Annotated in this window: 20 protein-coding genes; 12 read left to right on the plus strand and 8 right to left on the minus strand. The window is 41.3% G+C overall.

Going from position 1 to position 24,208, the window contains the following annotated elements:
• Positions 1 to 120: 120 nt before the first annotated feature.
• Positions 121 to 732 (plus strand): ribonuclease HII, encoded by a 612-nt coding sequence (locus tag A0125_RS11325; RefSeq protein WP_066756061.1) that lies wholly within the window; start codon positions 121 to 123, stop codon positions 730 to 732.
• 49 nt (positions 733 to 781) lie between these two features.
• Here A0125_RS11325 and A0125_RS11330 read toward each other — a convergent pair whose 3' ends face one another.
• The 6 genes from A0125_RS11330 to rsgA form a co-directional block, all read right to left on the minus strand.
• Positions 782 to 3,271, minus strand: coding sequence for a YfhO family protein (locus A0125_RS11330; RefSeq protein ID WP_066756065.1), 2,490 nt, complete (start codon positions 3,269 to 3,271; stop codon positions 782 to 784).
• 75 nt (positions 3,272 to 3,346) lie between these two features.
• The gene (locus tag A0125_RS11335; RefSeq protein ID WP_066756067.1) at positions 3,347 to 4,033 is read right to left on the minus strand and encodes a potassium channel family protein; all 687 of its coding nucleotides are present in this window, start codon (positions 4,031 to 4,033) and stop codon (positions 3,347 to 3,349) included.
• The gene (locus A0125_RS11340; RefSeq protein WP_231863220.1) at positions 4,033 to 5,544 is read right to left on the minus strand and encodes a TrkH family potassium uptake protein; all 1,512 of its coding nucleotides are present in this window, start codon (positions 5,542 to 5,544) and stop codon (positions 4,033 to 4,035) included. The genes A0125_RS11335 and A0125_RS11340 overlap by 1 nt, the downstream gene beginning before the upstream one ends.
• Before the next feature lie 293 nt (positions 5,545 to 5,837).
• Positions 5,838 to 6,596 (minus strand): type I methionyl aminopeptidase, encoded by a 759-nt coding sequence (gene map / locus A0125_RS11345; RefSeq protein ID WP_066756080.1) that lies wholly within the window; start codon positions 6,594 to 6,596, stop codon positions 5,838 to 5,840.
• An 18-nt stretch (positions 6,597 to 6,614) separates the two neighbouring features.
• Positions 6,615 to 8,429: an AsmA family protein gene (locus A0125_RS11350; RefSeq protein ID WP_066756083.1), complete on the minus strand. Its 1,815-nt coding sequence runs from the start codon at positions 8,427 to 8,429 to the stop codon at positions 6,615 to 6,617.
• A gap of 93 nt (positions 8,430 to 8,522) precedes the next feature.
• A complete protein-coding gene (gene rsgA, locus A0125_RS11355) occupies positions 8,523 to 9,461 on the minus strand; it encodes a ribosome small subunit-dependent GTPase A (RefSeq protein WP_066756086.1) in 939 nt (312 codons plus the stop codon).
• Between the two features lie 318 nt (positions 9,462 to 9,779).
• Here rsgA and polA point away from each other — a divergent pair, with 318 nt between their 5' ends.
• The 11 genes from polA to A0125_RS11410 all read left to right on the plus strand — a co-directional run bounded on the left by polA (position 9,780) and on the right by A0125_RS11410 (position 23,153).
• The gene (gene polA / locus A0125_RS11360) at positions 9,780 to 12,551 is read left to right on the plus strand and encodes a DNA polymerase I (protein ID WP_231863221.1); all 2,772 of its coding nucleotides are present in this window, start codon (positions 9,780 to 9,782) and stop codon (positions 12,549 to 12,551) included.
• A 16-nt stretch (positions 12,552 to 12,567) separates the two neighbouring features.
• Complete coding sequence (locus A0125_RS11365; protein WP_156472522.1) at positions 12,568 to 13,689, plus strand: toxin-antitoxin system YwqK family antitoxin; 1,122 nt, start codon at positions 12,568 to 12,570, stop codon at positions 13,687 to 13,689.
• A 44-nt stretch (positions 13,690 to 13,733) separates the two neighbouring features.
• On the plus strand, positions 13,734 to 14,387 hold the full coding sequence (locus A0125_RS11370) for a phosphatidylserine decarboxylase family protein (RefSeq protein WP_066756098.1): 654 nt from the start codon (positions 13,734 to 13,736) through the stop codon (positions 14,385 to 14,387).
• 57 nt (positions 14,388 to 14,444) lie between these two features.
• Entirely contained in the window at positions 14,445 to 15,485 is a 1,041-nt protein-coding gene (locus A0125_RS11375; protein WP_066756102.1) for a sensor histidine kinase, read from the plus strand.
• A 67-nt stretch (positions 15,486 to 15,552) separates the two neighbouring features.
• A complete protein-coding gene (locus A0125_RS11380; protein ID WP_066756105.1) occupies positions 15,553 to 16,200 on the plus strand; it encodes a DUF47 domain-containing protein in 648 nt (215 codons plus the stop codon).
• Positions 16,201 to 16,237: 37 nt separating this feature from the next.
• Positions 16,238 to 17,248 carry an inorganic phosphate transporter gene (locus tag A0125_RS11385; protein ID WP_066756108.1) on the plus strand — a complete coding sequence of 337 codons (1,011 nt, stop codon included), beginning with the start codon at positions 16,238 to 16,240 and terminating at the stop codon, positions 17,246 to 17,248.
• 220 nt (positions 17,249 to 17,468) lie between these two features.
• Positions 17,469 to 18,863, plus strand: coding sequence for an OmpA family protein (locus A0125_RS11390; RefSeq protein WP_066756110.1), 1,395 nt, complete (start codon positions 17,469 to 17,471; stop codon positions 18,861 to 18,863).
• Between the two features lie 218 nt (positions 18,864 to 19,081).
• Positions 19,082 to 20,485 carry a tetratricopeptide repeat protein gene (locus A0125_RS11395; protein ID WP_066756112.1) on the plus strand — a complete coding sequence of 468 codons (1,404 nt, stop codon included), beginning with the start codon at positions 19,082 to 19,084 and terminating at the stop codon, positions 20,483 to 20,485.
• 13 nt (positions 20,486 to 20,498) lie between these two features.
• Positions 20,499 to 21,257 (plus strand): shikimate dehydrogenase family protein, encoded by a 759-nt coding sequence (locus tag A0125_RS11400; protein WP_066756114.1) that lies wholly within the window; start codon positions 20,499 to 20,501, stop codon positions 21,255 to 21,257.
• A 15-nt stretch (positions 21,258 to 21,272) separates the two neighbouring features.
• Positions 21,273 to 21,914, plus strand: a complete 642-nt coding sequence (locus A0125_RS11405) for an MBL fold metallo-hydrolase (protein WP_066756117.1) — start codon at positions 21,273 to 21,275, stop codon at positions 21,912 to 21,914.
• A gap of 3 nt (positions 21,915 to 21,917) precedes the next feature.
• Complete coding sequence (locus A0125_RS11410; RefSeq protein WP_066756120.1) at positions 21,918 to 23,153, plus strand: FtsX-like permease family protein; 1,236 nt, start codon at positions 21,918 to 21,920, stop codon at positions 23,151 to 23,153.
• Here A0125_RS11410 and A0125_RS11415 read toward each other — a convergent pair whose 3' ends face one another.
• Both A0125_RS11415 and A0125_RS11420 read right to left on the minus strand, forming a co-directional pair.
• A complete protein-coding gene (locus A0125_RS11415; protein ID WP_066756123.1) occupies positions 23,154 to 23,813 on the minus strand; it encodes a hypothetical protein in 660 nt (219 codons plus the stop codon).
• 74 nt (positions 23,814 to 23,887) lie between these two features.
• On the minus strand, positions 23,888 to 24,157 hold the full coding sequence (locus tag A0125_RS11420) for a NifU family protein (RefSeq protein WP_066756553.1): 270 nt from the start codon (positions 24,155 to 24,157) through the stop codon (positions 23,888 to 23,890).
• Between the last annotated feature and the right edge of the window lie 51 nt (positions 24,158 to 24,208).

The following is a 24,208-nucleotide window of genomic DNA, read 5'->3' on the forward strand; positions in this document are numbered from 1 at the left end:
CGCTAAAGTACGCAACGATAAAATCAAAAACGTTGACAAAAGAAATCATTCGCAGTGTAAATTAGTGTAAACGGGGTTTTATCACACAGAAGTTACAATTATTATTAAATTTGCCAGCTTATGCAAGATACTATTCCGCTACTGTCCTATTATCAAAATGAATTGCGAGAGGCTGGCTGTGATGAAGCTGGGCGCGGCTGCCTAGCAGGGCCTGTCTTTGCGGCTGCAGTTGTATTTCCACTGGATTATTACAACCCAATACTCAACGATTCTAAGAAACTCTCTGAAAAGAAACGACTTGCTCTGCGTGCTGTGATCGAAGAAGAAGCGCTTGACTTTGCTGTAGCATCTGTTTCGGCAGAGGAGATTGATCGGATAAATATACATCAGGCATCTTATCTGGCGATGCATCGCGCGTTGGACCTATTGAAGGTGCCGGCAGATTATATCATTGTAGATGGCAATAAATTTGTACCGTATCAAACGGTACCATATACGTGCATTGTTAAAGGCGATGGCAAATACTTATCTATCGCGGCAGCTTCTATACTGGCCAAAACGTACCGCGACGAATACATGCATAATCTAGCCACTGAGCATCCGGAATACGACTGGTTGCGCAACAAAGGTTATCCTACGATCAAGCATCGCAACGCTATTTTACAGTTGGGACTGACGCCACATCATAGAAAAACCTTTAGAGTAACCGATCCGCAGCTTCGATTATTCTAAAGGTTATGTTATCGTATTTTTGGCCTCTAAGTAGGAGGTCAAAACTGTATTATTGCTGATTCACGACGCCTTTCGGCAACTGTTTTTTGCGACGATAATGCAAGAAAAGGGCAAAACCGATCCCCAATATCAAGACAACGGAGAATATCAATGATAATAACGTACTGGTCTTCATCGACTGCGGCGCGAAGATGAATTCTACCTCATGATTTCCGCCTGGAAGCTGCAGCGCACGTAAAATATAATCGGCACGGATAATTGGCACTTCTTCTCCGTCCACATAGGCTTTCCATCCTTTATCATAATATACTTCTGAGAATACTGCGAATGCGTCACGTGGCGCCGTGTATTCGTATCGCAGTGTATCAGGATGGTAGGAAACCAGGTTGATCTGTGCGTTGTTGCTATTGCCGAGTTGTTTTGCAGTCAACTTGTCTTCAAACTCTTTGTTGACGAAAGCTTCTTTGCGCGGATCGAAGCTATCCAGTGCATTCATCTCTTCATTATTATCTTTTACGATAGTGACACGATCTACAAACCACGCATTGCCCGCTGCGGAACTGCGCCTTTGGATACGCTCTGAATTATTTTTCGGATCGCGCGTAATGACATAGCGTACATTGAACATATCCAACACATCTTCATTAATGGCACCGTCAAACTGATGCTCCAATACTTCCTGAAAACGCATCAGCTTCGCTGCATGGTAACCACCTAAGCTTTTGTGATAATAAGACTGGCGCGCATCTTGGAATGGACTGGTTGTCAAATCAAACACTCGGTAAGAAGGATCTTTATCCATTAGAATAAGATCGTCTACTTCGCGCTTTGGCATATGATCCTGCAATGCGGCCGGGCTATTAAACGAGTCGTTATTTAAATACCGTTTGTTTACCGTCCACAAATCGGCCAACGTCACTAAACCCACCACGGCTAATAGAATCGTAAGAGATGCTTTTTTCTTAACATAGAACCAAACCGCGCCGAATGTGATCAACACAATGATCAACGAACGCCAGGCATCTGCACTAGCAATTGCCGCGCGATCTTTCAGTAAAGCATTCACTATTTCATTCCCCATAGCTGCGTCACCTACTTGCTGTTGATAGCTAGCAATCAGCTGCTGATGGGTAGATGAACGAAAATTAAGAAACAAATCGGGCATTAGTGCAATTAATAGACAGAGCGCTGCTATACTGCCTCCAGTATACAACAGTTTCTTATCTAAGTTCTTGACTTCTCCTGCTCGACTAATGATCTGGTCTAACGCCAACACGGCTAGAATAGGGATCAACACCGACGGAATCACTAAAATAGATTCTACCGCTCGGAACTTATTGTACATCGGGAAATAATCGAAGAACAGGTCGGAGATGAAAGGCAAATGCTTGCCGAAAGCCAAAAATATAGTGAGGGCAGTGGCAGATACCAGCCACCATTTGTACCTGTTTTTAACAATGACGATTCCTAAAATGAACAGGAAGATCACTCCAGCACCAAAATACCAAGGCCCAGAAGTAAACATCTTCTCGCCCCAATAAGTCGGCATGGATTGTGCAAATTGCGCTGCTTGCGCCTCTGGAACATTGAGGCCTTGGACGAACTTTGCAACATTGGAATTCTTATCCAATACGCCGCCCGTACGACCTCCATACGCATTAGGAATAAGGAAAGTAAGGTTTTCGCCAACACCTTGCGACCAACCGTAAGCATATTCTTTTGTAAGTCCGGATTCAGTATTTCCAGCCGTATCCGTGTTGGTCAAATTGGCCTTGCCACGAGTACTCAGTTGGCTGTATTCGTAGGTTGGGAATAATACGGTGGCATTGACCAAAACCGCAACAAGAACAGCTCCTAGCTGTACCGCGGTGGATTGTAGAAATGGCTTGAGCTTTTTGTCGCGCACTGCATAATAAATCTCGAAACCGACTAGCACCAATAGCGTAATAAACAAATAGTAGGTAACCTGTATATGGTTAGTACGAATCTCCAAAGCCATAAAAAGCGCAAGCAAAGAACCGCCCCACAGCCAAGAACCTCGATAACACAAAATGATCGATGCGATAATGGGTGCCATATAAGCTATTGCATACGCCTTATTCATATGACCCGCCTCAATATAAATCATATTGTACGACGAGAATGCTAACGCAATAGCACCGACCGCAGCCAGCCACGGTTTAATTCGAAGCACGCTAAATAAGAAATAGCCGCCCAAAAGGTAGAGCAATAAAATGTCTGCCGGAGGTGGGAATACCGCGCGCAGTGCTTTTGAAATATACGTCGTAACGTTGGCTTCGTGCCCCAACCAGATTTGGTAAACAGGCATACCACCAAACATGGAGTTTGTCCACAACGGTGCTTTACCATCTTTTGCCTTGTAGTCAAACATCTCCTTTTGGCCACCGGCTGCTTGTACCACATCCGATTGAGCTAAAGTTTTGCCTTGCCATACCGGTGTGAAATAAAAGAAAACAAGTAAGACGAGTATCGCTATAATAGTGAGGTGGGAGGCATTCTCCTTAAACCAATTTTTCATGCGCGCTTTTGGATTAATTATCGATTAAGGGTCAAAAATATATAAATATTTTAAAATACAAGGAAGTATTTCCCGCTATTCCCCCTTACGGATTAAGCGCATTATATCTGCCATTTCTCCAAATAGCACGAGTACATCGCCATCCTGCAAAATCGTATCAGACTTGGCTATTCCCGTGGCTTCGCGTTTTAGCTGCTTTTGGCTGTGCACATTATCGGCCTGTTCGCGCAATGTAGTAAGCACGATCACTTTAAATAAATTGGTCAAATTCGCTTCTTGCAAAGATAGGCCTACATATTTGTTCGGCACTTTAGTTTCGATGATGCTGTATTTTTCGGATACCTGAAAAGAGTCTACAATATCTATATTATCTAAGCGCATAGCTAATCGAGTTGCGGCTTCTTCTTCTGGCATCACGTATTCGGCAATGTCCATCGCCTCGAGTACTGTTTTCTGTAGATCGGAAATAACGCGGCCAATGATGCGTTTTACCTGAAGTTGTTTGAGCAAAGCAGTAGCCAATATAGAAGCACCTCCATCTTCGCCAATGCCGACAATTACGGCATCGCTATCTTTGAGCGGCAATGATCGTACTGATTCTCGATCGGTAGCATCCAAGCATACTGTATGTGTGATACGATCTTTAAATTGCTCCACCAAAGTAAGTTTCACATCGACGCCAATTACCTCGTGTCCCATCTCGGTGAGCCGTATGGCCAATGATCTTCCAAAGTGCCCAAGTCCTAATACAATGTATTTCATTAAAATAATAGCTTTTCAGATGGATAAATATAGTTCTTCTTGGACGAGTCTTTGATAAAAGCAACTAATAGTGTGAGCATACCAACACGGCCAATAAACATAGTCGTGACCAACACGATCTTACCCGCAGAGCTCAGTTCTGCCGTGATACCCAGACTTAGGCCAGAGGTAGTATACGCAGAAATAGATTCAAACAACAAAGCTGTCGTGTCTAAATTGCCATCCGTCACATTCAAAAAAATAAAGCAAAGTAAAATAGTGAGTATAGATAACAGTACGATAGCAAAAGCTTTGCTGACTGATTCTGGTAATATCCGTCGGCCAAAAATTTCGATAGATTCCTTACCTCTTGCTAATGATATTACATTGAGTAACGCTACCGCAATCGTGGTAACTTTCACACCTCCTCCAGTCGAACCTGGTGAGGAGCCTATCCACATTAATGTCACGGCCATGATCAAAGTGGGCATCGACAAAAATCCTACTCCGATCGTCTCAAATCCAGCGGTGCGCAATGAATTTGCCATGAAGAATGCCGTCGTTATCTTTCCTCCAAAATGTTCATCAGCGGCTAAACTATTATGATATTCTAAAACTAAGAATGATACCGTAGCCAATACTATCATGATAACATTGCAATAAACGACAAACTTGTGTGTGAACGAGAAGTTGTGTGCTTTATGAACGACCTGTCTGCGCATGACAAAGTGGTTGACCAAATTGGCCGTCATTTTCTTTGCGTAGGTGTAGAAGTTGTGAATAACCCCAAAGCCCAATGTTCCGCAGATAAACAGACAAGACAAGGCCAATTGAAATGGATAATTATAGCGGAATACATTGCCAGATATTCCTCCTTCCATCAGAGTAAAGCCAGAATTACAAAACCCCGAAACAGCGTGAAATACGGCAAAAAACAACCGATATCCCAAATGAGGAAATAGATTAGCATCAAGAGAGAAGAACAACAAAATGGCGCCAAATAGCTCTAACAGAAAGGTGATGAATATAATCATCAATAACGTTCTTATGACTTCGTTGAGCTTGTTTTCGCCTAGAACCTCACCAAACATAAGTTGATTTTTAAACGAAAATCCACCCGAAAAGAAGTAACCAAAGAAGCCCGTAAAGGTCATTATTCCAAGCCCTCCGATCTGTATAAGCAATAAGACAACAAATTGTCCGAAAAAAGAAAATTGAGTGGCAATATTTGTCACCTGCAGGCCAGTTATACAAACTGCACTGGTCGCCATAAAAAATGCATCAATAAACGTGAGCGGCCTATCTATCGATGTACGGGGTAGCATTAGTAAAACGGTACCAAGTACTATTAACCCCAAAAAACTTATTACAAATAATATGGTCGGGTTGAAGTACAATTTGTCCAAAAACAAACTATTTTTCGACAGCTGCGTCAGAAAAATCATAGCTACAGCTAGGAACGACCATTCATCTTGTGCAAAATTGATTTCTCCATACCAACCAAAATGCCTTACATAAATTATGAAGAGCATGTAGGCACTCAACAAAATACCGGGGAGGTGCGTGACGTTTATTCTCTTTAGTAGTAATAGACTACTTGCGAGACGACCAAACTCTAGAAGAAAAAGCGCGTAAAAAAAATAAATGGACAGCCTTCCGAGGATGTCTGCCCAAAATACATCTCGGATAAAACCGATATGCAATAGGATAAAAACTGTGCAGCATAGGCTTAAATAAAACTGAATTCTATCTAGAGCCTGTGCCTTATATCGAACAAAATAGTGAAGTAGCTCAGACATAGATAATCCCCGAACAAAGCTACTATTTATACGCCATTATTCGAAGTCAAAATCACTGGTTTACCTCCAGTTACTAAAATTGTATGTTCATGCTGGGCCATGTATCCACCTCTATTGCCTACCATCGTCCAGCCATCTTTCAATGTAATAGCTTCAGACGAATCCGTAGAAATAAATGTTTCGATTGCTACAGTGGTATTTTTCTTAAATCTCTCGCGATTAAAACGATCACGAAAGTTAGCAATTTCATGTGGCGCTTCATGCAAACTCCGGCCTACACCATGTCCTGTTAAGTTTTTTATTACCCGATATCCTCGTCGCTTGGCAGATTTCTCCATCAATTCTCCTACATCTGCAATACGTACACCACCACTGATCTGAGCGATAGCTTCGTGTAATATTTCTTGTGATGCTTTTACCAAATTATCGTATTCTGAAGGCGCATTCCCTAAGACAAATGAGCTACCATTGTCGGACCAGAAACCATCCAATTCGGCCGATACATCTATATTAATTAGTTGCCCTTCTCTCAATATGCGCTGATCGGAAGGAATGCCATGGCAAAATTCCTTATCGACGCTAATGCAGGTCCAGCCTGGAAAGCCATAGGTTTTAAATGGTGCAGATGCGGCACCATAAGATTCAAGGATATCTCTACCATAATTATCCAATGTTTTGGTAGACATTCCCGGCGTAGCAAAAGCGATCATTTCTTTCAAAGTGTGTGCAACCACCTCGCTAATTCGCTTCATTCCATTCAGCTCCTGTTCGTTCGTTATAGACATTAGTTACTATATTTAGTATTACTTTTTCGCATCTTTTTTATCCGTATCGTCTTTATCCTTCTTGCTAAACAAGCCTTTGATAAATCCTCCCGTTTTCTGCGCAGCCCCCTTTATTCCTGTCGAGGCGTTTTGTGTGGCACGTCCTGCCTGGGTGAGCTTCGCTTCGCGTTCTGGACTGATGCCTGCCGTCTGCTTAATACCATCTAGCAAGCTCTGCCACAAAGTTTTCCAGAACGAATGCGTCGGATTTCTTTTGTACTCCACCTTACCTATGTGGTATACTTCATTGGCATCAGGATTACTGTCATTGATGATGATTTGGTTTACTAAGAAAGAAAGAATGCCTTTGCCAGAGCGCTTACCTTCTTCATCTTTGCTGCCCAAAATCTTGATTTTCAAATCGTCATAATCAAAACGAAAATCTCCCCAATTACGATAATCAGTACCTGCCATATCGAACGTTACTTTCCGAATATTCCCAGAGCTAATTTCGACATTTACTAATGGTTTTATAATTCGGTTGAAAGCTGTAGCTTTCATTGCACCCAAACTACCTTTGTATGTATGAGCACCATTTTTACTCAACATATCGAAGCCAAAGATAGCATGTAAATTGCCCGAATTCATAATTCTTGCACGAAGATCTGCCCGCATAAATTTATCCTTCTGCAAGACAATGGTATCGTTGGTTACATTAGTTATTATACCGGTAGCTTTATTAAATGTGATGATACCTTCCTGATTGTATTTTTTGCTAGTTTCACCGTACAACACATCGATATTGTCTATATGTACCGTATCTATATGTATAGACTGCTCCAGTTTCATAATCTGCTGATGTGGTGAGTTTCCTATATGTGATTTAGGAGTTGAGGGATACCGTAAATCCATGTATAGCGATACTGATCCGTTTTTTAGTCTTGCATTTTGAGCATAGATTTTCTGCTGGTCAATCAATCGTGCGATATCCAGGCCATCCAGATTGATACTATCAACTTGCAAGATCGCCATGGTAGTTTTTACACCTTTCTTCTTAAAAAACTCTGCTTTGCTCATTTTTGGAGCGAATGATACTTGGCCGATAAACAAGTTACGCTGCTGTGTATTAAGGTGCAGTTGATCGAACTTTGCGCGATGGAAACCATCCGGAAGATCGTATTCAAATCCTGGTAGAGATAGATCCACGGTCTTCGTATAAAATAGCCTTGAGGTATCTTGATCTGAGTTTTCATCAATCAACACATCGCCGATGTGCAATTGCACGCTGTCCAGTTCCATAGTAGATTGCTTGCCGTCTGCAATTTTGGTATGGCTGAATTTAATATTCGTAAAGTCAATTTTATCTACAGATATAGAAGATAAATCATCTTTGATCTGTTCATAAAGAGTTTTTGTTTTTTCGTCTTTTATCGTATCGTTAAATGCATGTGGTTGACTGATCATGTGCACCTTTGGCATAGCTAATTCTATGGTACCAATGTTTAGTTTTTTGTTCAGCAAAAGGCCCATTATACCCAACCGACGAACTTTAAGCTCATCTAATGCAATATGAAATCGATTATCTGGCGCCTTTTGCGCCGCCACCAACTGTTCGTAAACCACACTGTCGGACATCAATACAGCATTGCTTAAGGTAATGTTTCCAAGTATTACATTGAGATCTAATTCGTCATACTGCAAACTATAAAGACCATCCGAAGATTCGGCGATAAGATCTTTCAGCTTATTTTCTAACAAAGGCTTATAATTGTTGCTGAGGTACCATGCTGCACCCAATATAATCACAAGTAATGCACCGCTTATACCAATGATCCACTTCCAGATAGGTTTCATAAATTGTTTTGATCAAAATTATACCACTAAGTAATATCCTAAACAAAGAACACGAAACGATGTTTTCGAAGTATAGAATTATGTTACAGTAGGTTAATTTCTCGAATCCTCATTGTGATAAATGCTCAGGTAGCTTTCATAGCGCGATGCATCGATATGTTGTTGCTCGACGGCATCTATCACCGCACATCCCGGCTCATTGATGTGCCTACAATTGTTGAATCGGCACTGATTCATGAGTGCACGCATTTCGGGAAAAAAATGTGATAGCTCCTGTGGTTCGATATCGACTACCCCTAGTTCGCGAATTCCGGGCGTATCGATCAGGCTACCGCCAAAGGGAAGTTCTAGCATCTCGGCAAACGTGGTCGTATGCTTTCCTTTGTCGGACCAACTAGAAATTTGCCCAGTTCTTAAACTAATGTCGGGAATCAATGCATTAATCAAAGTTGACTTTCCTACACCAGAATGACCTGATACCAAACTGATTTTATCCTGTAATAGCTCGTGTAATGAAGTGAGATTCGTCCCTTCTAGAGCCGATACTTCTAGACAGGTATAACCAATTTTGGTGTATACGGATTTGTAATCCTGGAGAATTTCTAAACCTTCCGCACTAAATAGATCTAATTTATTAAATACTAATACAGCTGGAATACTATATGCCTCGGCAGTAACCAGAAAGCGATCAATGAAACCCATTGATGTAGGCGGTGATGCCAGCGTCACCACTAGTAGTGCTTGATCTAAATTTGCACCGATGATCTGAGTTTGTTTAGAAAGATTAATAGAACGGCGTATAATATAGTTCTTTCGAGGCTCTAAAGTGGTTATAACAGCATAACCTTCTTCTTGCTCCGGTTCGATCGTTACCCGATCGCCGACGGCAATAGGGTTAGTTGTTTTAATTCCTTTGATACGAAACTTGCCTTTTATACGACATTCGTAGCGCTGATTATCTTCGCCGAGCACCTGGTACCAACTTCCCGTAGATTTCGTTACCAGACCTTTTAAAACTCCTCGATTTATCATTTCGCTTTAAACTACGTTGTTCGCTATTTGCTGTATTGCATATCCATACCATCAACAAATCGGTCATGCAATGTAACGAAATTATCGCTACGCCGATCTGCACATACAAAGCTACGAAAAGCGATGCAAGAAAGATTCCTTAATCACCAAATATACATCACCTCAACGCATTGCTACGCCTACTTTGAAGCGGGATTTGTACTTTGTGATCCACGGTTCTTATAAAATAAAAAGTATATTTGCTACGCTTCGAATCTTTAAAAATCTGGTATGAGCACCTCAAACAATAGTGAAAAAAAATTATTCCTTCTAGACGGTATGGCGCTAATATATCGCGCCTATTTTGCGTTAAATAAAGTTCCTCGACTAACATCGTACGGACTTAATACCGGCGCTATCATGGGGTTCACTAACACCTTATTAGAGGTGCTGAAAAATCAACAACCTTCGCATATCGCAGTCGTGTTTGACACCGATGCACCTACCCAACGTCATATCGATTTTGAAGCTTACAAGGCACAACGGGAAAAGATGCCAGAGGATTTGGCTACCGCCATTCCTTACATCTTTCGGCTTATTGAAGGGTTTGATATTCCGATTATTACCAAAGATGGCTACGAGGCAGACGATATCATCGGCACCCTAGCTAAGCGCGCCGAGCAAAACGGATTTACCGTTTACTGCATGACGCCCGATAAAGACTTTGGCCAGCTTGTGTCTGATCATATTTTTATCTACAAACCTGCTCGCATGGGCAATGGCGCCGAAATACTTGGTGTGCCCGAGATTTTGGAAAAATGGGAAGTCACTGATCCTTTGCAGGTAATCGATATTCTGGGACTATGGGGCGATGCCGTGGACAACATTCCGGGAATACCAGGCATTGGCGAAAAAACCGCTAAAAAGTTGATTCAAGAATATGGCAGCATCGAAGGCCTTATTGCCAATACAGACAAATTAAAGGGCAAACAAAAAGAGAATGTCGAGAATTTTGCGGAGCAAGGTTTGGTCTCTAAAAAGCTAGCAACCATTTTGCTCGATGTACCGACTGAATTGGACGAAGCAGCATTGGCATATACCGCTCCTAATAAGGAATTGCTCGAACCTCTTTTTGCGGAGCTAGAGTTCAGAACGTTAGGTAAACGAGTATTTGGTGATGATTTCACGATTACAGACGCCGAAAGTAAAAAATCTAGTGGACAAATGGATCTGTTCAGCGCAGACAAATCTGGGTTTCCAGATATACCGACAGCTGCAGCAGAAGCGACCGTGGCAGAGCATAGCATAAATACCATAGCGCACACCTATCATTTGGCAGATACGCCAGAAAAGCAAGCAGATTTAGTACAGCTGTTGGCCAAGAGCAAGGAATTTGCTTTTGATACCGAAACGACAGGCCTTGACGCCTTATCGGCGGAGATCGTTGGGATGTCATTCGCGCTCAAAAAAGGCATCGGTTATTATGTACCCACTCCCGCCGATAGAGATGACGCAATACAAATAATGACGACATTCCAGTCGGTGCTCGAAGATCCTTCGATTGGTAAAATCGGACAGAATATAAAATATGATATTCTGGTGCTTTCGCGATACGGAATACATTTACGCGGAGCACTATTTGATACGATGTTAGCACATTATCTCATCGATCCAGATACGCGCCATGGCATGGATGTGCTCGCCGAAACCTATCTGAGCTATACGCCGGTATCCATCACCGAATTAATAGGCGCCAAAGGTAAAAAGCAAGGATCGATGCGCGATGTAGAGCTCGAAAAAATAAAAGAGTACGCTAGCGAGGATGCCGACATCACGCTGCAGCTCAAAGAAATTTTTCAACCGCTATTGCAAGACAGCGCCACCGAAAAATTAGCCCAAGAAGTGGAGTTTCCATTGGTATATGTATTGGCATCGATCGAACAAAATGGTGTTAAGATCGACGTCGATACGTTGAAGACTATATCCAAAGGCTTGGAGCAAGATGTTGCCAAATTAGAAGCATCCATCTACGAAAAAGCAGGCGTTACCTTCAACATCGCGTCGCCCAAACAATTGGGTGAAGTATTGTTTGATAAACTACAACTAGATCCAAAAGCCAAAAAAACGAAGACCGGGCAATATAAAACGGGTGAAGATGTACTGCTGGCTTTGGCAGATAAATCGGATATTGTACAAGATATCTTGGACTTTCGGCAGATGCAAAAGCTAAAATCAACATACGTCGATGCCTTGCCAACATTGATCAATGCCGAGACCGGCCTGATCCACACTTCATACAACCAAGCCGTGGCCGCGACTGGCCGCTTGAGTTCGACCAATCCCAACTTGCAAAATATTCCTATTCGTACCGAGCGCGGTCGCGAAGTGCGCAAGGCTTTCATTCCACGCGATACGGATCATGTTCTCCTTTCTGCCGATTACTCACAAATTGAGCTGCGCCTGATGGCGGAGCTAAGTCAGGATAAAAATATGATGGAAGCCTTTCAGAAAAACCAGGATATCCATCGCGCTACCGCCGCTAGGGTGTATGGCGTAGATTTAGAATCTGTGACGTCCGAACAGCGTCGCAACGCGAAGGCAGTGAACTTTGGTATTATCTACGGACAATCGGCCTTCGGCCTTTCCCAGAACTTAAAGATTTCGAGAAAAGAGGCTGCCGAGATTATCGACCAATATTTTGCACAATACAGTGGTATTCGCGACTATATGTCTAATACGATTGAAGCCGCAAAGGAAAAAGGTTATGTAGAAACAATTATGAAACGTAGACGTTATCTCCGTGACATCAATTCTGCAAATATGACTGTCCGTGGTTTTGCCGAACGAAATGCTATTAATGCGCCGATCCAAGGATCGGCCGCCGATATGATCAAAGTAGCCATGATCCATATCCATCAGGATATCTTGGCAAAAGGCTTGAAAGGAAAAATGATTATGCAGGTACACGATGAGTTGGTATTTGATGTTCCGAGGTCTGAAGTAGACACGTTCAAAGAGATCATTAGCCAACGAATGAAGAATGCATTAAAACTACAAGTGCCTTTAGAAGTCGAAATTGGCGAAGGAAGCAATTGGTTAGAAGCACATTAGTATTTGATATTGCACCATGAGAATTAAGACTACATTTATCCTATTTATATTCTGCCTGCCTATCTTCTGGAGCATGGCGTATGCGCAAGATTCGGTCAATAACATATTTTTTGAACGTATCGACGCCGATGAAGTTCGCTTCTATTACGACCCTAATTATTTTCTGGTAGATAAAAATTGCGAGTTCAAATCTATCGAAAGACGCGCCGGATTTGACCGATCGACAAACAAGTTCAATGGGATCTTCAGAGATTATGCTGCTGACGGCACACTTTTATTGACTGGAGAATACACTCAGGGCGTGAAAAATGGATCCTTCGTTGCTTATCATCCTAATCGGCAAGTAAAGTGGGAAGTAACGTTTAAAGACAATCGTCCAGACGGGTTTTGGAACTATTTCTACCCGGATGGAAAGCCTTATCTAAGTGTTTCATTTTCTGACTCGACAACGAGGATCGTGTCGCAATGGGATCGTCGCGGAAAATTGAGCGTTAAGCAAGGTGATGGAAGATATGAATTTCTCAATCCAATTGATGGTTTTTCAGAATATGGGTATGGATTCTACGCGATGAAAGGCCGTATTAAAGATGGCCTACCTCATGGCGCATGGACGGTGCACCTCGAAAATCCTCAGGCGAAGCAAAGTGAATTTGCAGCTGAAGAATATTATCGAGACGGTGCGTTGTTGCGGGGGTACAATGTGTTTGAAGATATCGAATACCGCAAACCTATCTACGGTATACTCCCTTACGAAAACTTCTATCGTGCAGAAAGTTTATTGTTTAAGCAATGTACGTATGATGATTTCACCGGGTTTACTGTTTACTTAGCAGAATACTTGCGCAACGCATTTCAACTGGCAAAGGCAGATAGCCAGATCACTACAGATTATGCATTTGAAGTACAGGTACGTAAAGATGGCACGCCACGTGGTACATTGATCATAAAATCACTACCCGATCAATTCGATAACAGCTTTAAGAAGGTGGTCGAGACTATACCATATTATGTACCTTCGTTTAAACGTGGAGAATATATCGATGATACGATTACCGTATATGGCACCATGTCTACTGCTGCGGACAATAGCTTACAGTTTCAGACGAATCGTATAGAACGAAAATTAGAGCAGGAATAATAAGACAAAAAGATTACTTTTGCGGGTATTAATCAGATATCAATATGAAATTTCATAAAGAAGGCTACACCAGTTTAGCTTTAGTTATTCTCTTCTGTTTCATTGTGAATGCCGTCGCTAACTATTACGACGCCAACGCATATATTAAATGGTTTTTTTATTTACTATCTGCATTTCTGATTCTTACAATATTACAATTCTTTCGCAGCCCAAAACGTACTATAGTGCAAACTGCGAATACCATTCTCTGTCCAGCAGATGGCAAAGTGGTGGTGATTGAAGAAACCGAAGAAAACGAATATTTTAAAGACAGACGTTTGCAGGTTTCCATCTTTATGTCACCAGTAAATGTACATATCAACAGAAGTCCTATTTCTGGAATAGTTTCATTTTTTAAGTACCATCCGGGCAAATTCTTAGTAGCTTGGCATCCAAAATCCTCCTCAGATAACGAACGCACGACCATTGTCGTAAAGCAAGAAGACGGTGTCGAAGTTCTATTCCGCCAAATAGCTGGCGCCTTGGCTCGCCGTATTGTCTGGTATGTAAATGAAGGTGATCAAGTAGAGCAAGGTACCGAATTTGGTTTCATCAAATTTGGCTCTCGTGTAGATCTATTCTTACCCATCGGCACACAGGTCGATGTCAAAATCGGAGATAAAGTTGTCGGTGGCAAAACGACTTTAGCGCGCCTTTAACGATTCCTTAATAAAGCATTTGTATATTTGAGTTTAATAAACTCAAAAAAGTCACATATGACCTTTAGGCAGATATCATTCTTTGTCTCCCTTTCCTTTGCCTGTGTCATTATGGGCATCCTGTTGTATTTCGTGCCCGACTGGAAGCGAGCGGCAAGTATCTCCGCGGCTACGTTCGTAGTCAGTTATCTTATAATCAGTACGGTACTTGAGAGATCGATCAACGATCGAATACACAACTTGTATAAACTCATTACCAATCTCAAATTAGGCAAAGATCTAAAAGAAGCATTGGGACCGTACAGGCCTGAAAATCCGATCGCCGAGGCCGAGCAGGAAGTATCTGCCTGGGCCAATCAAAAAATTTCTGAAATCGGACGACTAAAAGAACAAGCTAAATTCAGAAAAGAATTTCTCTCTAATACCTTACATGAATTTAAAACACCGCTCTTCGCCGTACAAGGTTATATAGAAACTCTGCAAGATGGCATAATGCAAGAAGACCCTGAAATGGCTATGACCTTCTTAGCAAAAGCTTCCAGAAACATTGATCGATTGAGCTACCTCATTAATGATCTTGACGAAATAGCCAAACTAGAATCTGGAGCGGTCGTACTGAACATTGAACGTTTTGATATCCATGATCTAATAAATGATACGATCGAATATTTAGAAGATAAATCTAAAAGTAACAACATAACATTAAAGATGGCCAACAAACCTACACAGCAAATTTTTGTAAAGGCCGACAAAAAGAAAATTCAACAAGTATTAATCAACTTGGTGGAAAACTCTATTAAATATGGAAACAGAGGCGGTACAACAACCATAAGAACCAGCTCCCTTTTTGAACAAATATTAGTGGAAGTGACCGACAACGGTCATGGTATTGAAGAGAAAAACTTATCTCGTGTCTTCGAGCGCTTCTATCGGACCGATAAAAGTCGTTCAAGAGATATTGGTGGCTCCGGATTAGGACTATCCATTGTAAAACACATAATAGAAGCACACCAGCAAAGCGTACATGTACGAAGTACTGAAGGAATTGGGACAACCTTTTCATTTACACTGCAAAAGGCAAAAGTAACCAACGGATAAAAACAAAGAAACTTAACATTAACTTAACATTAGCTACATACTTTTGTAGGCTTAAACATCACAATATATGGCATTAGGTAATATCTTCAATTTTTTCGTCCCTAAGGACAAAAAATTCTTTCCTCTTTTCGAGCAAGCAGGCTCTAACCTGATCGAAATGGCTAAAGTTCTCAACGAATCTGTAAATACCACAGACAGTCAACTACGCAAAACTTTAACAAAAAAAATAGAAGATCTAGAGCATCGCGGGGATGATATCACCCATCAAATCCACTTGGAGTTGGGCAAAAACTTCATCACTCCTTTCGATCGCGAAGATATTCACTCTTTAGCAAGTTCTTTGGATGACGTTGCCGATTACATTCATGGCGCGTCTAACCGGATGGACCTGTACAAGGTAGAAACGCCTACTCAGGCTATGAAAGAATTGGCCGAACTACTAATCGAAGCGACAGAGCACGTAGCCAAGGCAGTGTACGAACTGAAGGATATAAAAAACGTGCGCAACATCACCGATTCTTGCGTACGCATCAATAGCGTGGAGAACAAGGCAGATTACATCTTTGAAAAAGCCGTCGCTGAATTATTTGAATTCGAGAAAGACGCCATCATCCTAATCAAACACAAAGAGATCCTGTCTTCTATGGAGACTGCCACAGACAAATGCGAGGATGTGTCCAACGTATTGGAAAGTATATTAGTTAAAAACGCTTAATAAGTAAAGCGTACTTTACAAAGAAAACACTTAGTACATGATTACTACATTACTTGTCGTTGTTGTCATACTTGCTATCGCGTTTGATTATATCAACGGATTTCATGATGCAGCGAACTCCATCGCAACCATCGTTTCCACCAAAGTACTTACGCCTTTCGTAGCCGTACTTTGGGCTGCAGTATTCAATTTCGCAGCCTACTTCTATTTTACAGATCACAAGGTGGCCAATACCATTGCGAAGACGGTATTAGAAGAATACATCACGCTTGAGGTGATTTTCGCTGGTCTGGTAGCCGCGATTTCGTGGAATTTATTTACATGGTATTATGGTATCCCTTCTAGCTCTTCACACACCTTGATTGGTGGCTTTGCAGGTTCAGGAATGGCCTTTGCCCTTATACAAGGAGCTAATCCGCTAGATGCGGTTAACCTAGGTGCTACAGCTAAGATCATTTCTTTTATCGTGCTAGCACCAGTAATCGGTATGACGATCTCCATCATTATCACACTAATCATTATTAATTTGGCCAGAAAATCTCGCCCTGCCGTGGCAGAGAAATGGTTCAAGATCTTTCAATTAATTTCTTCTGGCGCTCTGAGTTTTGCACATGGTGGTAATGATGCGCAAAAAGTTATGGGTATTATCGCCACAGCATTGATTGCACAACAGGTTATTCCAAATTTTGAAGCTATGCCAGAGTGGGTTCCACTATCATGTTATGCAGCTATCGCCGCAGGTACTATGAGTGGCGGATGGAAAATTGTAAAAACCATGGGTACGAAAATTACTAAGGTGACACCTCTTGAAGGAGTTAGTGCAGAAAGCGCTGGAGCCTTAACATTAGGTATTACAGAGCATTTCGGTATTCCTGCTTCCACAACGCATACCATTACCGGGGCGATAATCGGTGTCGGCGTTGTAAAACGCGTTTCAGCGGTTCGTTGGGGCGTTACGATAAGTCTTTTGTGGGCTTGGGTACTAACCATACCAGTGAGCGCTGTACTAGGAGGTATTACTTTTGCGATCATTCATTACGTGATTTAGATAGCCAAAAAAATATTTGCTCCATTTAGAAGAAATTTTTCTTTTAAAATTTGGAAACATCGTATGTATTAACGTATTTTTACGGCACAATACCCATAGGATGGAATTTTTTCAATTTTGAATATGCCTAAATTAATTTTGGCATCGTTATTGTAAGAGTGATGATCAATTGGGATTAATAAGAAACAATTAAAAATTCAATAACCTTAAAAACAAGAGTATGAACTATTCTACAATTAAAAAAACAGCTGTTGCAGCTTCTCTAGTAGCCGCTTTCGGTTTTGCTGAAGTTGCTCAAGCTCAACAACCAACTGTATTCGGTGGAAGATCTCAATACAGAACTTGGTCTATCGGTGTACACGGTGGTATTACTGCTCCTAACGTTTTGACTGGCGGATCAAACGCTTTTGGTCAAAAAGTTGGTTACTTCCAAAACAGTGTTGGTGAGTACTATGGTTTGACTATCCGTAAACAATTCTCTCACCTATTCGGTTTAGAGTTGGAAGGTAACCGTGGTCGTATCAAAACTTTCAATGCTGACGCTTCTGGCCCTGCAATTGAGAGCCGTGAGTGGTTACCAGGTGGAGCTACTTCTTCAGAGGTTAGTGTTGACTGGTCTGGTAGCTTGAACGCAGTATTCCAATTGGGTACTATCGACTTCATGCGCAGAGAAAATGCGGTTAACTTTTTCGCTAAAGTAGGTATGGGAGTATTGGCTTCGAATCCAGTACAATTCGCAAACAACGATTTCTCTGGAGCTTCTTTCAGCAATGAAGGAAACTGGGGTTCTGAAATCTTTGGAGACAGAAACTTTACAGGAGATCGCAAAAACAAATTATCTGGTTTCATTCCAGTAGGTGTTGGTGCTAAATTTAAATTATCTGAAGTGGTTGCCTTGAACTTAGGTTACACCATGAACTTCACTGATGATAACTACTTCTACGGACCAAGTCGCGACATGAATATCAAGGGACGTTTCTCTCATGTTACAGGTGGTTTAGAGTTCACTCTAGGATCACGTGACAAAGAAAACTTAACTTTTGCTAACCCAGTTGCTGCTCTTTACGATGAGTTGAAAGACAACACTTTGAGAAACGAAGTTGAAGCTTTGAAACAACGTGTATCTACTTTAGAAGGTACTGTTGATCAATTGAGCAAAGACTCTGATGGTGACGGTGTATCTGATAAATTTGACAAATGTCCTAACACTCCTGCTGGAACTCAAGTAGATGGTTCAGGATGTCCAATCAAATTCCCAGAGCCACAAGTAATCAATAACGTAGCAACAGGTTCTTACTCAGCTCCAATTCAATTTGAATTTGATAGCTCTGTATTGAAAACTGAATCTTACTCTACTCTAGATAGATTAGCGAAAGAACTACGTGATACTAATGGATCTGTAAAATTAGATGGTTATGCTTCAGCTGAAGGTAGCGAAGCTTACAACATGAACCTTTCTAAAGATCGCGCTAACGCGGTAAGACAGTATTTAGTAAATGCAGGTGTTGCTGCTTCTAAAATCACTGCAGAAGGTAAAGGTGAGTCTAACCCAGTAGCGTCTAACGATACTGAAGCTGGACGTATCCAAAACCGTCGTGTTGAGATCAAAAAATAAGTAACGCCTAGCGTTGATTATCAACATAAGAAAGCCGACTCGTATGAGTCGGCTTTTTCTGTTTTTAGAAATTTCTGACGTTAAACAATCTGACTCATCTATAGTCTAATGTTTAAATGTGGAAAACAATCAGGTAAATTTCAACTTAGAAACGTTTATCTTCATTCCAAAGCAGCAGATTTATGCTGCGATGTCAACCATTAGGAGATACTGTAGCTATGGAAGAAAATTTTGACTTCGGATCACCCGAAGAACAGAAGCACTCAGTGGATCGATATGAGGAAATGCTTCGCAATGAGGATCAGTATTTCTTTGACACCATCGCCTTCGAAGGAATCATAGAATATTATATTGGGAAAAATGATCCAGTAAAAGCCTTACAAGTCGCCGATTTTGCTTTAAATCAACATCCATTCGAGACGAATTTCTTTATTCGTAAAGCACAATTGCTGCTCAGCATGCAACAGCTTGCTCTTGCACTACAGGCGCTTGAAAAAGCAGAGCTTTTGGAGCCTTCCGAATCTGAGATTTATCTTATTAAAGGCGCTGTATACTCCTCATATGGGGACTCTGCACGAGCTGAAGAGAATTTCTACCGTGCACTAGAACTTAGCGATGCGAAAGACGAAGTATACTTTCAGATTGGCCAGATGCATCAGTCAAATAACGACCTTTCTAAAGCAATTCAGTTTTTTAAGATGACGCTGAGTCTAAACAACGAAAATTCTGACGCGCTGTATGCGATTGCAGAGTGTTACGATCGAATGGACCGGCTAGAAGAAAGCATTTCATTCTACCAAAAATACATTGATAGCGACCCCTATTCTTTTGTCGCGTGGTATAACTTGGGTAATGCTTTTCATCATTTAGGCAAATTTGAAGAAGCTATTGATGCGTATGACTACGCCATACTAATCCAGGAGAAGTTTTCTCCAGCTTATTTAGATAAAGGCAATGCTTTAATCAATATGGAGCGGTATCGCGAAGCCATTGAGGTTTTCAAGCATACATTTGAATTCGAAAGTCCGCGTGCTGAGACATTTTGTGCCATAGGAGAATGTTACGAAAAGCTAGATAAAATGACCAAAGCACGGGAGTTCTATGAGAAATCCGTCAAGCTGGACGCTTTACACGCCGATGCCTGGTTTGGAATCGGCGTAACACTTGACTCCGAAGGTCGATATTTTGAATCGTTGTACTACTATAAGAAAGCTTTAGAAATTGATGAGGAAAACCCAGATTTTTGGTTTGCAATAGCCGATGCACGATACAAATTACATCAAATCGAAGAATCAGAATATGCCTACTCTCGTGTTGTAGAGCTAAACCCTACAGACGCGGAAGCTTGGTTAGATTATTCGTCTTTGTTATTTGAGCAAGGGAAGCTGGAAGCGGCCATCGAATCCATGGCCGAAGGTATTAAATGCAATCCCGATGAAGCGTTATTGTATTATCGAACAGTGGCCTATCTTATTGCAAATGGGAATTTAAACGAAGCACTTAATTTCTTAGATATCGCGTTGACCAAAGACCCTGATAAAGCTTATGTGATCTTCGAATACTTGCCACAGTTGGAAGGTAATCAAGTCATACTTGAATTAATAAAAAAGTACACAGGATAACATTTTTGTATATATGAATAAGCTTGGCCTGATTGGCTATCCTTTAGGACACTCTTTCTCCAAAAAATATTATGTGGAGAAGATGCAAAAGGAAAACATTCTTGATGTCGATTACGATTTATATCCGATACCAAGCATCAGCGAATTTCCAGAGCTCTTCGCCTCAGGAAATACAGACTTTGTGGGATGCAACGTCACTATTCCTTACAAACAGGCAGTGATGCCTTATTTGCAAGAAATCTCGGACGAGGCGAAAGAAATTGGCGCAGTAAATTGTATCACCATAAAGCATCTCCCTGACGGATCCACAAAGTTGGTCGGCTACAATACGGACGCGTATGGATTTGAGCAATCCTTAAAAAAGCATTGGGATCCAGAGAAACATCATAAAGCGTTGGTACTTGGCAATGGCGGAGCGGCCAAAGCCGTATTATACGTTTTAAAAAAGTTGGACATCTCCAGTCAACTAGTGAGCCGCGTCAAATCGGATTCGGCTATCAGCTATGAAGAGCTTTCGGAGAATATGGTCAGCCAATCGCCGTTAATTATTAATTGCACGCCACTAGGTACATTCCCAAACATAGAAGCCTGCCCACCCATTCCGTATGAAAGTATTGGAAAAAATCATTATCTATACGATTTGATATACAATCCTGAGGAAACGCTATTTTTGAAACGAGGACGCATGCAAGGCGCTGTGACGAAGAATGGTTTAGAGATGCTCATCTTACAAGCTGATAAAAATTGGGAGATTTGGCATCAGGCAAAATAGTTCCTATTTTTGAAGATGATCACAGTCGAGTCCCTCACTTACAACCCATATCAAGAAAATACTTACGTTCTGTTCAATGAGCAGAAAGACTGTATTATTGTAGATCCGGGAATGCATAATAGACAGGAAGAACAACATTTCCTTTCTTTTTTAAAGCAACATGAGCTCAAGCCGACTATCCTACTTAATACACACTGCCACGTTGATCATGTGCTAGGCAATAAGTTTGTGTATGACAACTTCGGCCTGTTGGCACAATTTCATGAAGGTGAGATTCCTGTTTTGCTGGAAGTTCAGAATTATGCTCCGCAGATGGGCTTTAATTACGATGCTGCACCAATTGCTGAGCATTTTTTGTCAGATAAGGATGTCATTTCACTTGGAGATGAAACCTTTGAAGCGATCTTGGCACCAGGCCATTCTCCGGCACATCTTTGTTTCTATTCAGCTAAACATCAACTTTTGATTGGCGGTGATGTATTATTCCGCAATAGCATCGGGCGTACCGATCTTCCTGGAGGAAATCATGCGCAGTTATTAAATAGTATTAAACAAAGAATTTACAGCCTGCCTGATAATACAACGGTTTACCCGGGCCATGGACCAAGTACCAGTATTGGTTTCGAGAAAGGTTCTAACCCATTCATTCAGGGCTAATACATGAAGTTGCCATTATTCTTCGCCAAGCGGTACCTCTTTTCCAAAAAGTCTGTAAATGCAATTAATATTATCTCTTCTATCAGTGTAGTAGGAGTATTAGTAAGTAGTGCCGCATTGGTCATTGTGCTTTCCTTCTATAATGGTATGGAGCAATTTATCCTGTCACAATACAGCGTGTTTTCGCCAGACTTACGTATAGAGCCCACTGTAGGGAAAGTATTTGATGCGCAGAATCCGGCTTTTAAGAAGCTGCGCACCAATGATGCCATCAAGTCGTACAGCGAAATTCTGGAAGACCGCGTATTAGTACAATATGGCAATCAGCAATTCGTAGGCCGCATCAAAGGAGTTGAACAAGAAAGTTTACATACGCAAGCCGCTGAGGATATGCTATTGTTCGGCGATTTTGTTGTGCAGGAGGACAGCACCAATTTTGCAATCATTGGTGAGCAAGTACAAACCAATCTACAAATTCCTTATAAAGAATTTGAGAATGCAATCGCCCTGTACATTCCGAAGAAAAACATTAACCCGCAGGCAAGTAACCTCAACCCAATGGATGAGATTAATGTGCGCAGAATCAAACCTGTAGGCGTGATGAAATTCCAGCAAGGATTTGAAGATCTGGTTATTACCTCCTTGAGCTTCGCAAAAGATTTGTTAAGTGAACCCAACGGTATTTCAGCCATCGAAATCTTTTTAAAGGATTCTTCGCAAGTAAATCATATTCAAAGATCGATACAAAAACAAATCGGCGAAAAATTCATCGTCAAAGACCGGCAACAGCAAAACCCGACGCTGTACAAAACTGTGAGTTCGGAGAAGTGGATTGTATTTTTCATCGTTACTATTATAGGTGTAATAGCGATCTTCAACATTATCGGCTCATTGACCATGTTGGTGATCGATAAAAAGAAAGACATTCAGATATTAAAAAGCTTCGGAGCAGATGCGAGCCTTATTCAGCGGATATTCTTTTTTGAAGGCGTTCTTATCGCTCTTCTTGGCAGTGTAATAGGGATTGCTTTAGGGATCGCTTTCTGTTTACTGCAAGCTAAATATGGTTTTGTGCGAACCGGTGGGCAGACCTTATTTGACGCTTATCCGGTAGATGTTCGTTATATGGATTTTGCGCTGATCTTTTTTACAGTAATGCTTTCGTCCATACTCATTTCGTATGCTGCTTCCAAGCTCAGTATTAAAAGATTTGGATCGGTCGGCTTACATGAAGAATAGCTAATACTTTAGTCGCTTTCTACTAAAGTCCCCGCTTTTGATTTGATTAATTAATTGCCCCCACGCAAAAGGATTCAGAAATGGTGTCGTAGCATTCTGTCGCATTCCTGTATTATTCATTTGGATATGATTCATCCGCCCGTCAAAACTTTGCATCTCTTCGGCGCTACGAGGCAGGATGGCAGAAAGCGCTGCCAATGATTCTGGAGATAGGTTCTTGCGCGCATTCGCATATTCGTCCATCGTCCCATTTAAACTCAAAAATGCCATGGTAAATTCTTCAACACTAGCCCAAGGTAATGGCGGACCGATCGTAACGATCGGTAGTTCTTCGACTAGGCTCTCCATCTCGATATTAAGACTATATTTATCTCCCGAAATATCGCTAGGAATCGTCACTGTTAGCGGCTTATAACCAATCGATGAAAAAGCGACAACATCACCCTTATGCGCTACAAATGTAAAATAGCCTTCATGATTGGCGATAAACAATTGATTTCCAAAACTAGCATTGATAATAGTAACATAAGGCACCTCTATGGTCGTACCAGTTGCTGTTATGATGCCAGAAAATTGCACAATTTCTTTCTTCTGTGCTTGTGCAAAAGACAGCGTGAGGAAATAGAAACTAAAAACAAAAAATGGAAATCCCTTTGCCATATTCACAAAAGTAATCAATCACCAAAGCGGGTGTTGTTAAAATGTGTTAATCAGGTATATAATGGAAAATATGTCTAGTATGGAGTGGTTGCATTAGGATCGTCCACATCGGTCAAATTTATCGCTTCAACAGAGACAATCTCTGGCACAGCCTTCTTAATAGCCTGCTCAAGACCCGCCTTAAAAGTCATGATGCTCATCGCACAATTTGCACATGCACCCAACAGCTTTAGCTTCACAACATTTTCTGGAGTAATCTCTTCCACACTCACATTCCCACCATCAGTCTCCAAATAAGGTCTGATGGTATCTAACGCCTGCTCAACTCGTTCGTGTAAAGTCATTTTACTATTAACTATTATATTTATGGTATAAATATAGATAATTTTATCTAA

Source organism: Sphingobacterium populi (assembly GCF_001586775.1).
GTDB classification, from domain to species: domain Bacteria; phylum Bacteroidota; class Bacteroidia; order Sphingobacteriales; family Sphingobacteriaceae; genus Sphingobacterium; species Sphingobacterium populi.

Excerpts from the sequence above, each read along its gene's own strand:
- A0125_RS11365 (WP_156472522.1), top strand. The coding sequence starts at position 12,568 with ATGAGAATTAAGACTACATTTATCCTATTTATATTCTGCCTGCCTATC.
- A0125_RS11335 (WP_066756067.1), bottom strand. The coding sequence starts at position 4,033 with ATGAAATACATTGTATTAGGACTTGGGCACTTTGGAAGATCATTGGCC.
- rsgA (WP_066756086.1), bottom strand. The coding sequence starts at position 9,461 with ATGATAAATCGAGGAGTTTTAAAAGGTCTGGTAACGAAATCTACGGGA.
- A0125_RS11420 (WP_066756553.1), bottom strand. The coding sequence starts at position 24,157 with ATGACTTTACACGAACGAGTTGAGCAGGCGTTAGATACCATCAGACCT.
- polA (WP_231863221.1), top strand. The coding sequence starts at position 9,780 with ATGGCGCTAATATATCGCGCCTATTTTGCGTTAAATAAAGTTCCTCGA.
- A0125_RS11410 (WP_066756120.1), top strand. The coding sequence starts at position 21,918 with ATGAAGTTGCCATTATTCTTCGCCAAGCGGTACCTCTTTTCCAAAAAG.
- A0125_RS11325 (WP_066756061.1), top strand. The coding sequence starts at position 121 with ATGCAAGATACTATTCCGCTACTGTCCTATTATCAAAATGAATTGCGA.
- A0125_RS11370 (WP_066756098.1), top strand. The coding sequence starts at position 13,734 with ATGAAATTTCATAAAGAAGGCTACACCAGTTTAGCTTTAGTTATTCTC.
- map (WP_066756080.1), bottom strand. The coding sequence starts at position 6,596 with ATGTCTATAACGAACGAACAGGAGCTGAATGGAATGAAGCGAATTAGC.
- A0125_RS11330 (WP_066756065.1), bottom strand. The coding sequence starts at position 3,271 with ATGAAAAATTGGTTTAAGGAGAATGCCTCCCACCTCACTATTATAGCG.
- A0125_RS11350 (WP_066756083.1), bottom strand. The coding sequence starts at position 8,429 with ATGAAACCTATCTGGAAGTGGATCATTGGTATAAGCGGTGCATTACTT.
- A0125_RS11395 (WP_066756112.1), top strand. The coding sequence starts at position 19,082 with ATGGAAGAAAATTTTGACTTCGGATCACCCGAAGAACAGAAGCACTCA.
- A0125_RS11390 (WP_066756110.1), top strand. The coding sequence starts at position 17,469 with ATGAACTATTCTACAATTAAAAAAACAGCTGTTGCAGCTTCTCTAGTA.
- A0125_RS11405 (WP_066756117.1), top strand. The coding sequence starts at position 21,273 with ATGATCACAGTCGAGTCCCTCACTTACAACCCATATCAAGAAAATACT.
- A0125_RS11385 (WP_066756108.1), top strand. The coding sequence starts at position 16,238 with ATGATTACTACATTACTTGTCGTTGTTGTCATACTTGCTATCGCGTTT.
- A0125_RS11375 (WP_066756102.1), top strand. The coding sequence starts at position 14,445 with ATGACCTTTAGGCAGATATCATTCTTTGTCTCCCTTTCCTTTGCCTGT.
- A0125_RS11340 (WP_231863220.1), bottom strand. The coding sequence starts at position 5,544 with ATGCTCTTCATAATTTATGTAAGGCATTTTGGTTGGTATGGAGAAATC.
- A0125_RS11400 (WP_066756114.1), top strand. The coding sequence starts at position 20,499 with ATGAATAAGCTTGGCCTGATTGGCTATCCTTTAGGACACTCTTTCTCC.
- A0125_RS11380 (WP_066756105.1), top strand. The coding sequence starts at position 15,553 with ATGGCATTAGGTAATATCTTCAATTTTTTCGTCCCTAAGGACAAAAAA.
- A0125_RS11415 (WP_066756123.1), bottom strand. The coding sequence starts at position 23,813 with ATGGCAAAGGGATTTCCATTTTTTGTTTTTAGTTTCTATTTCCTCACG.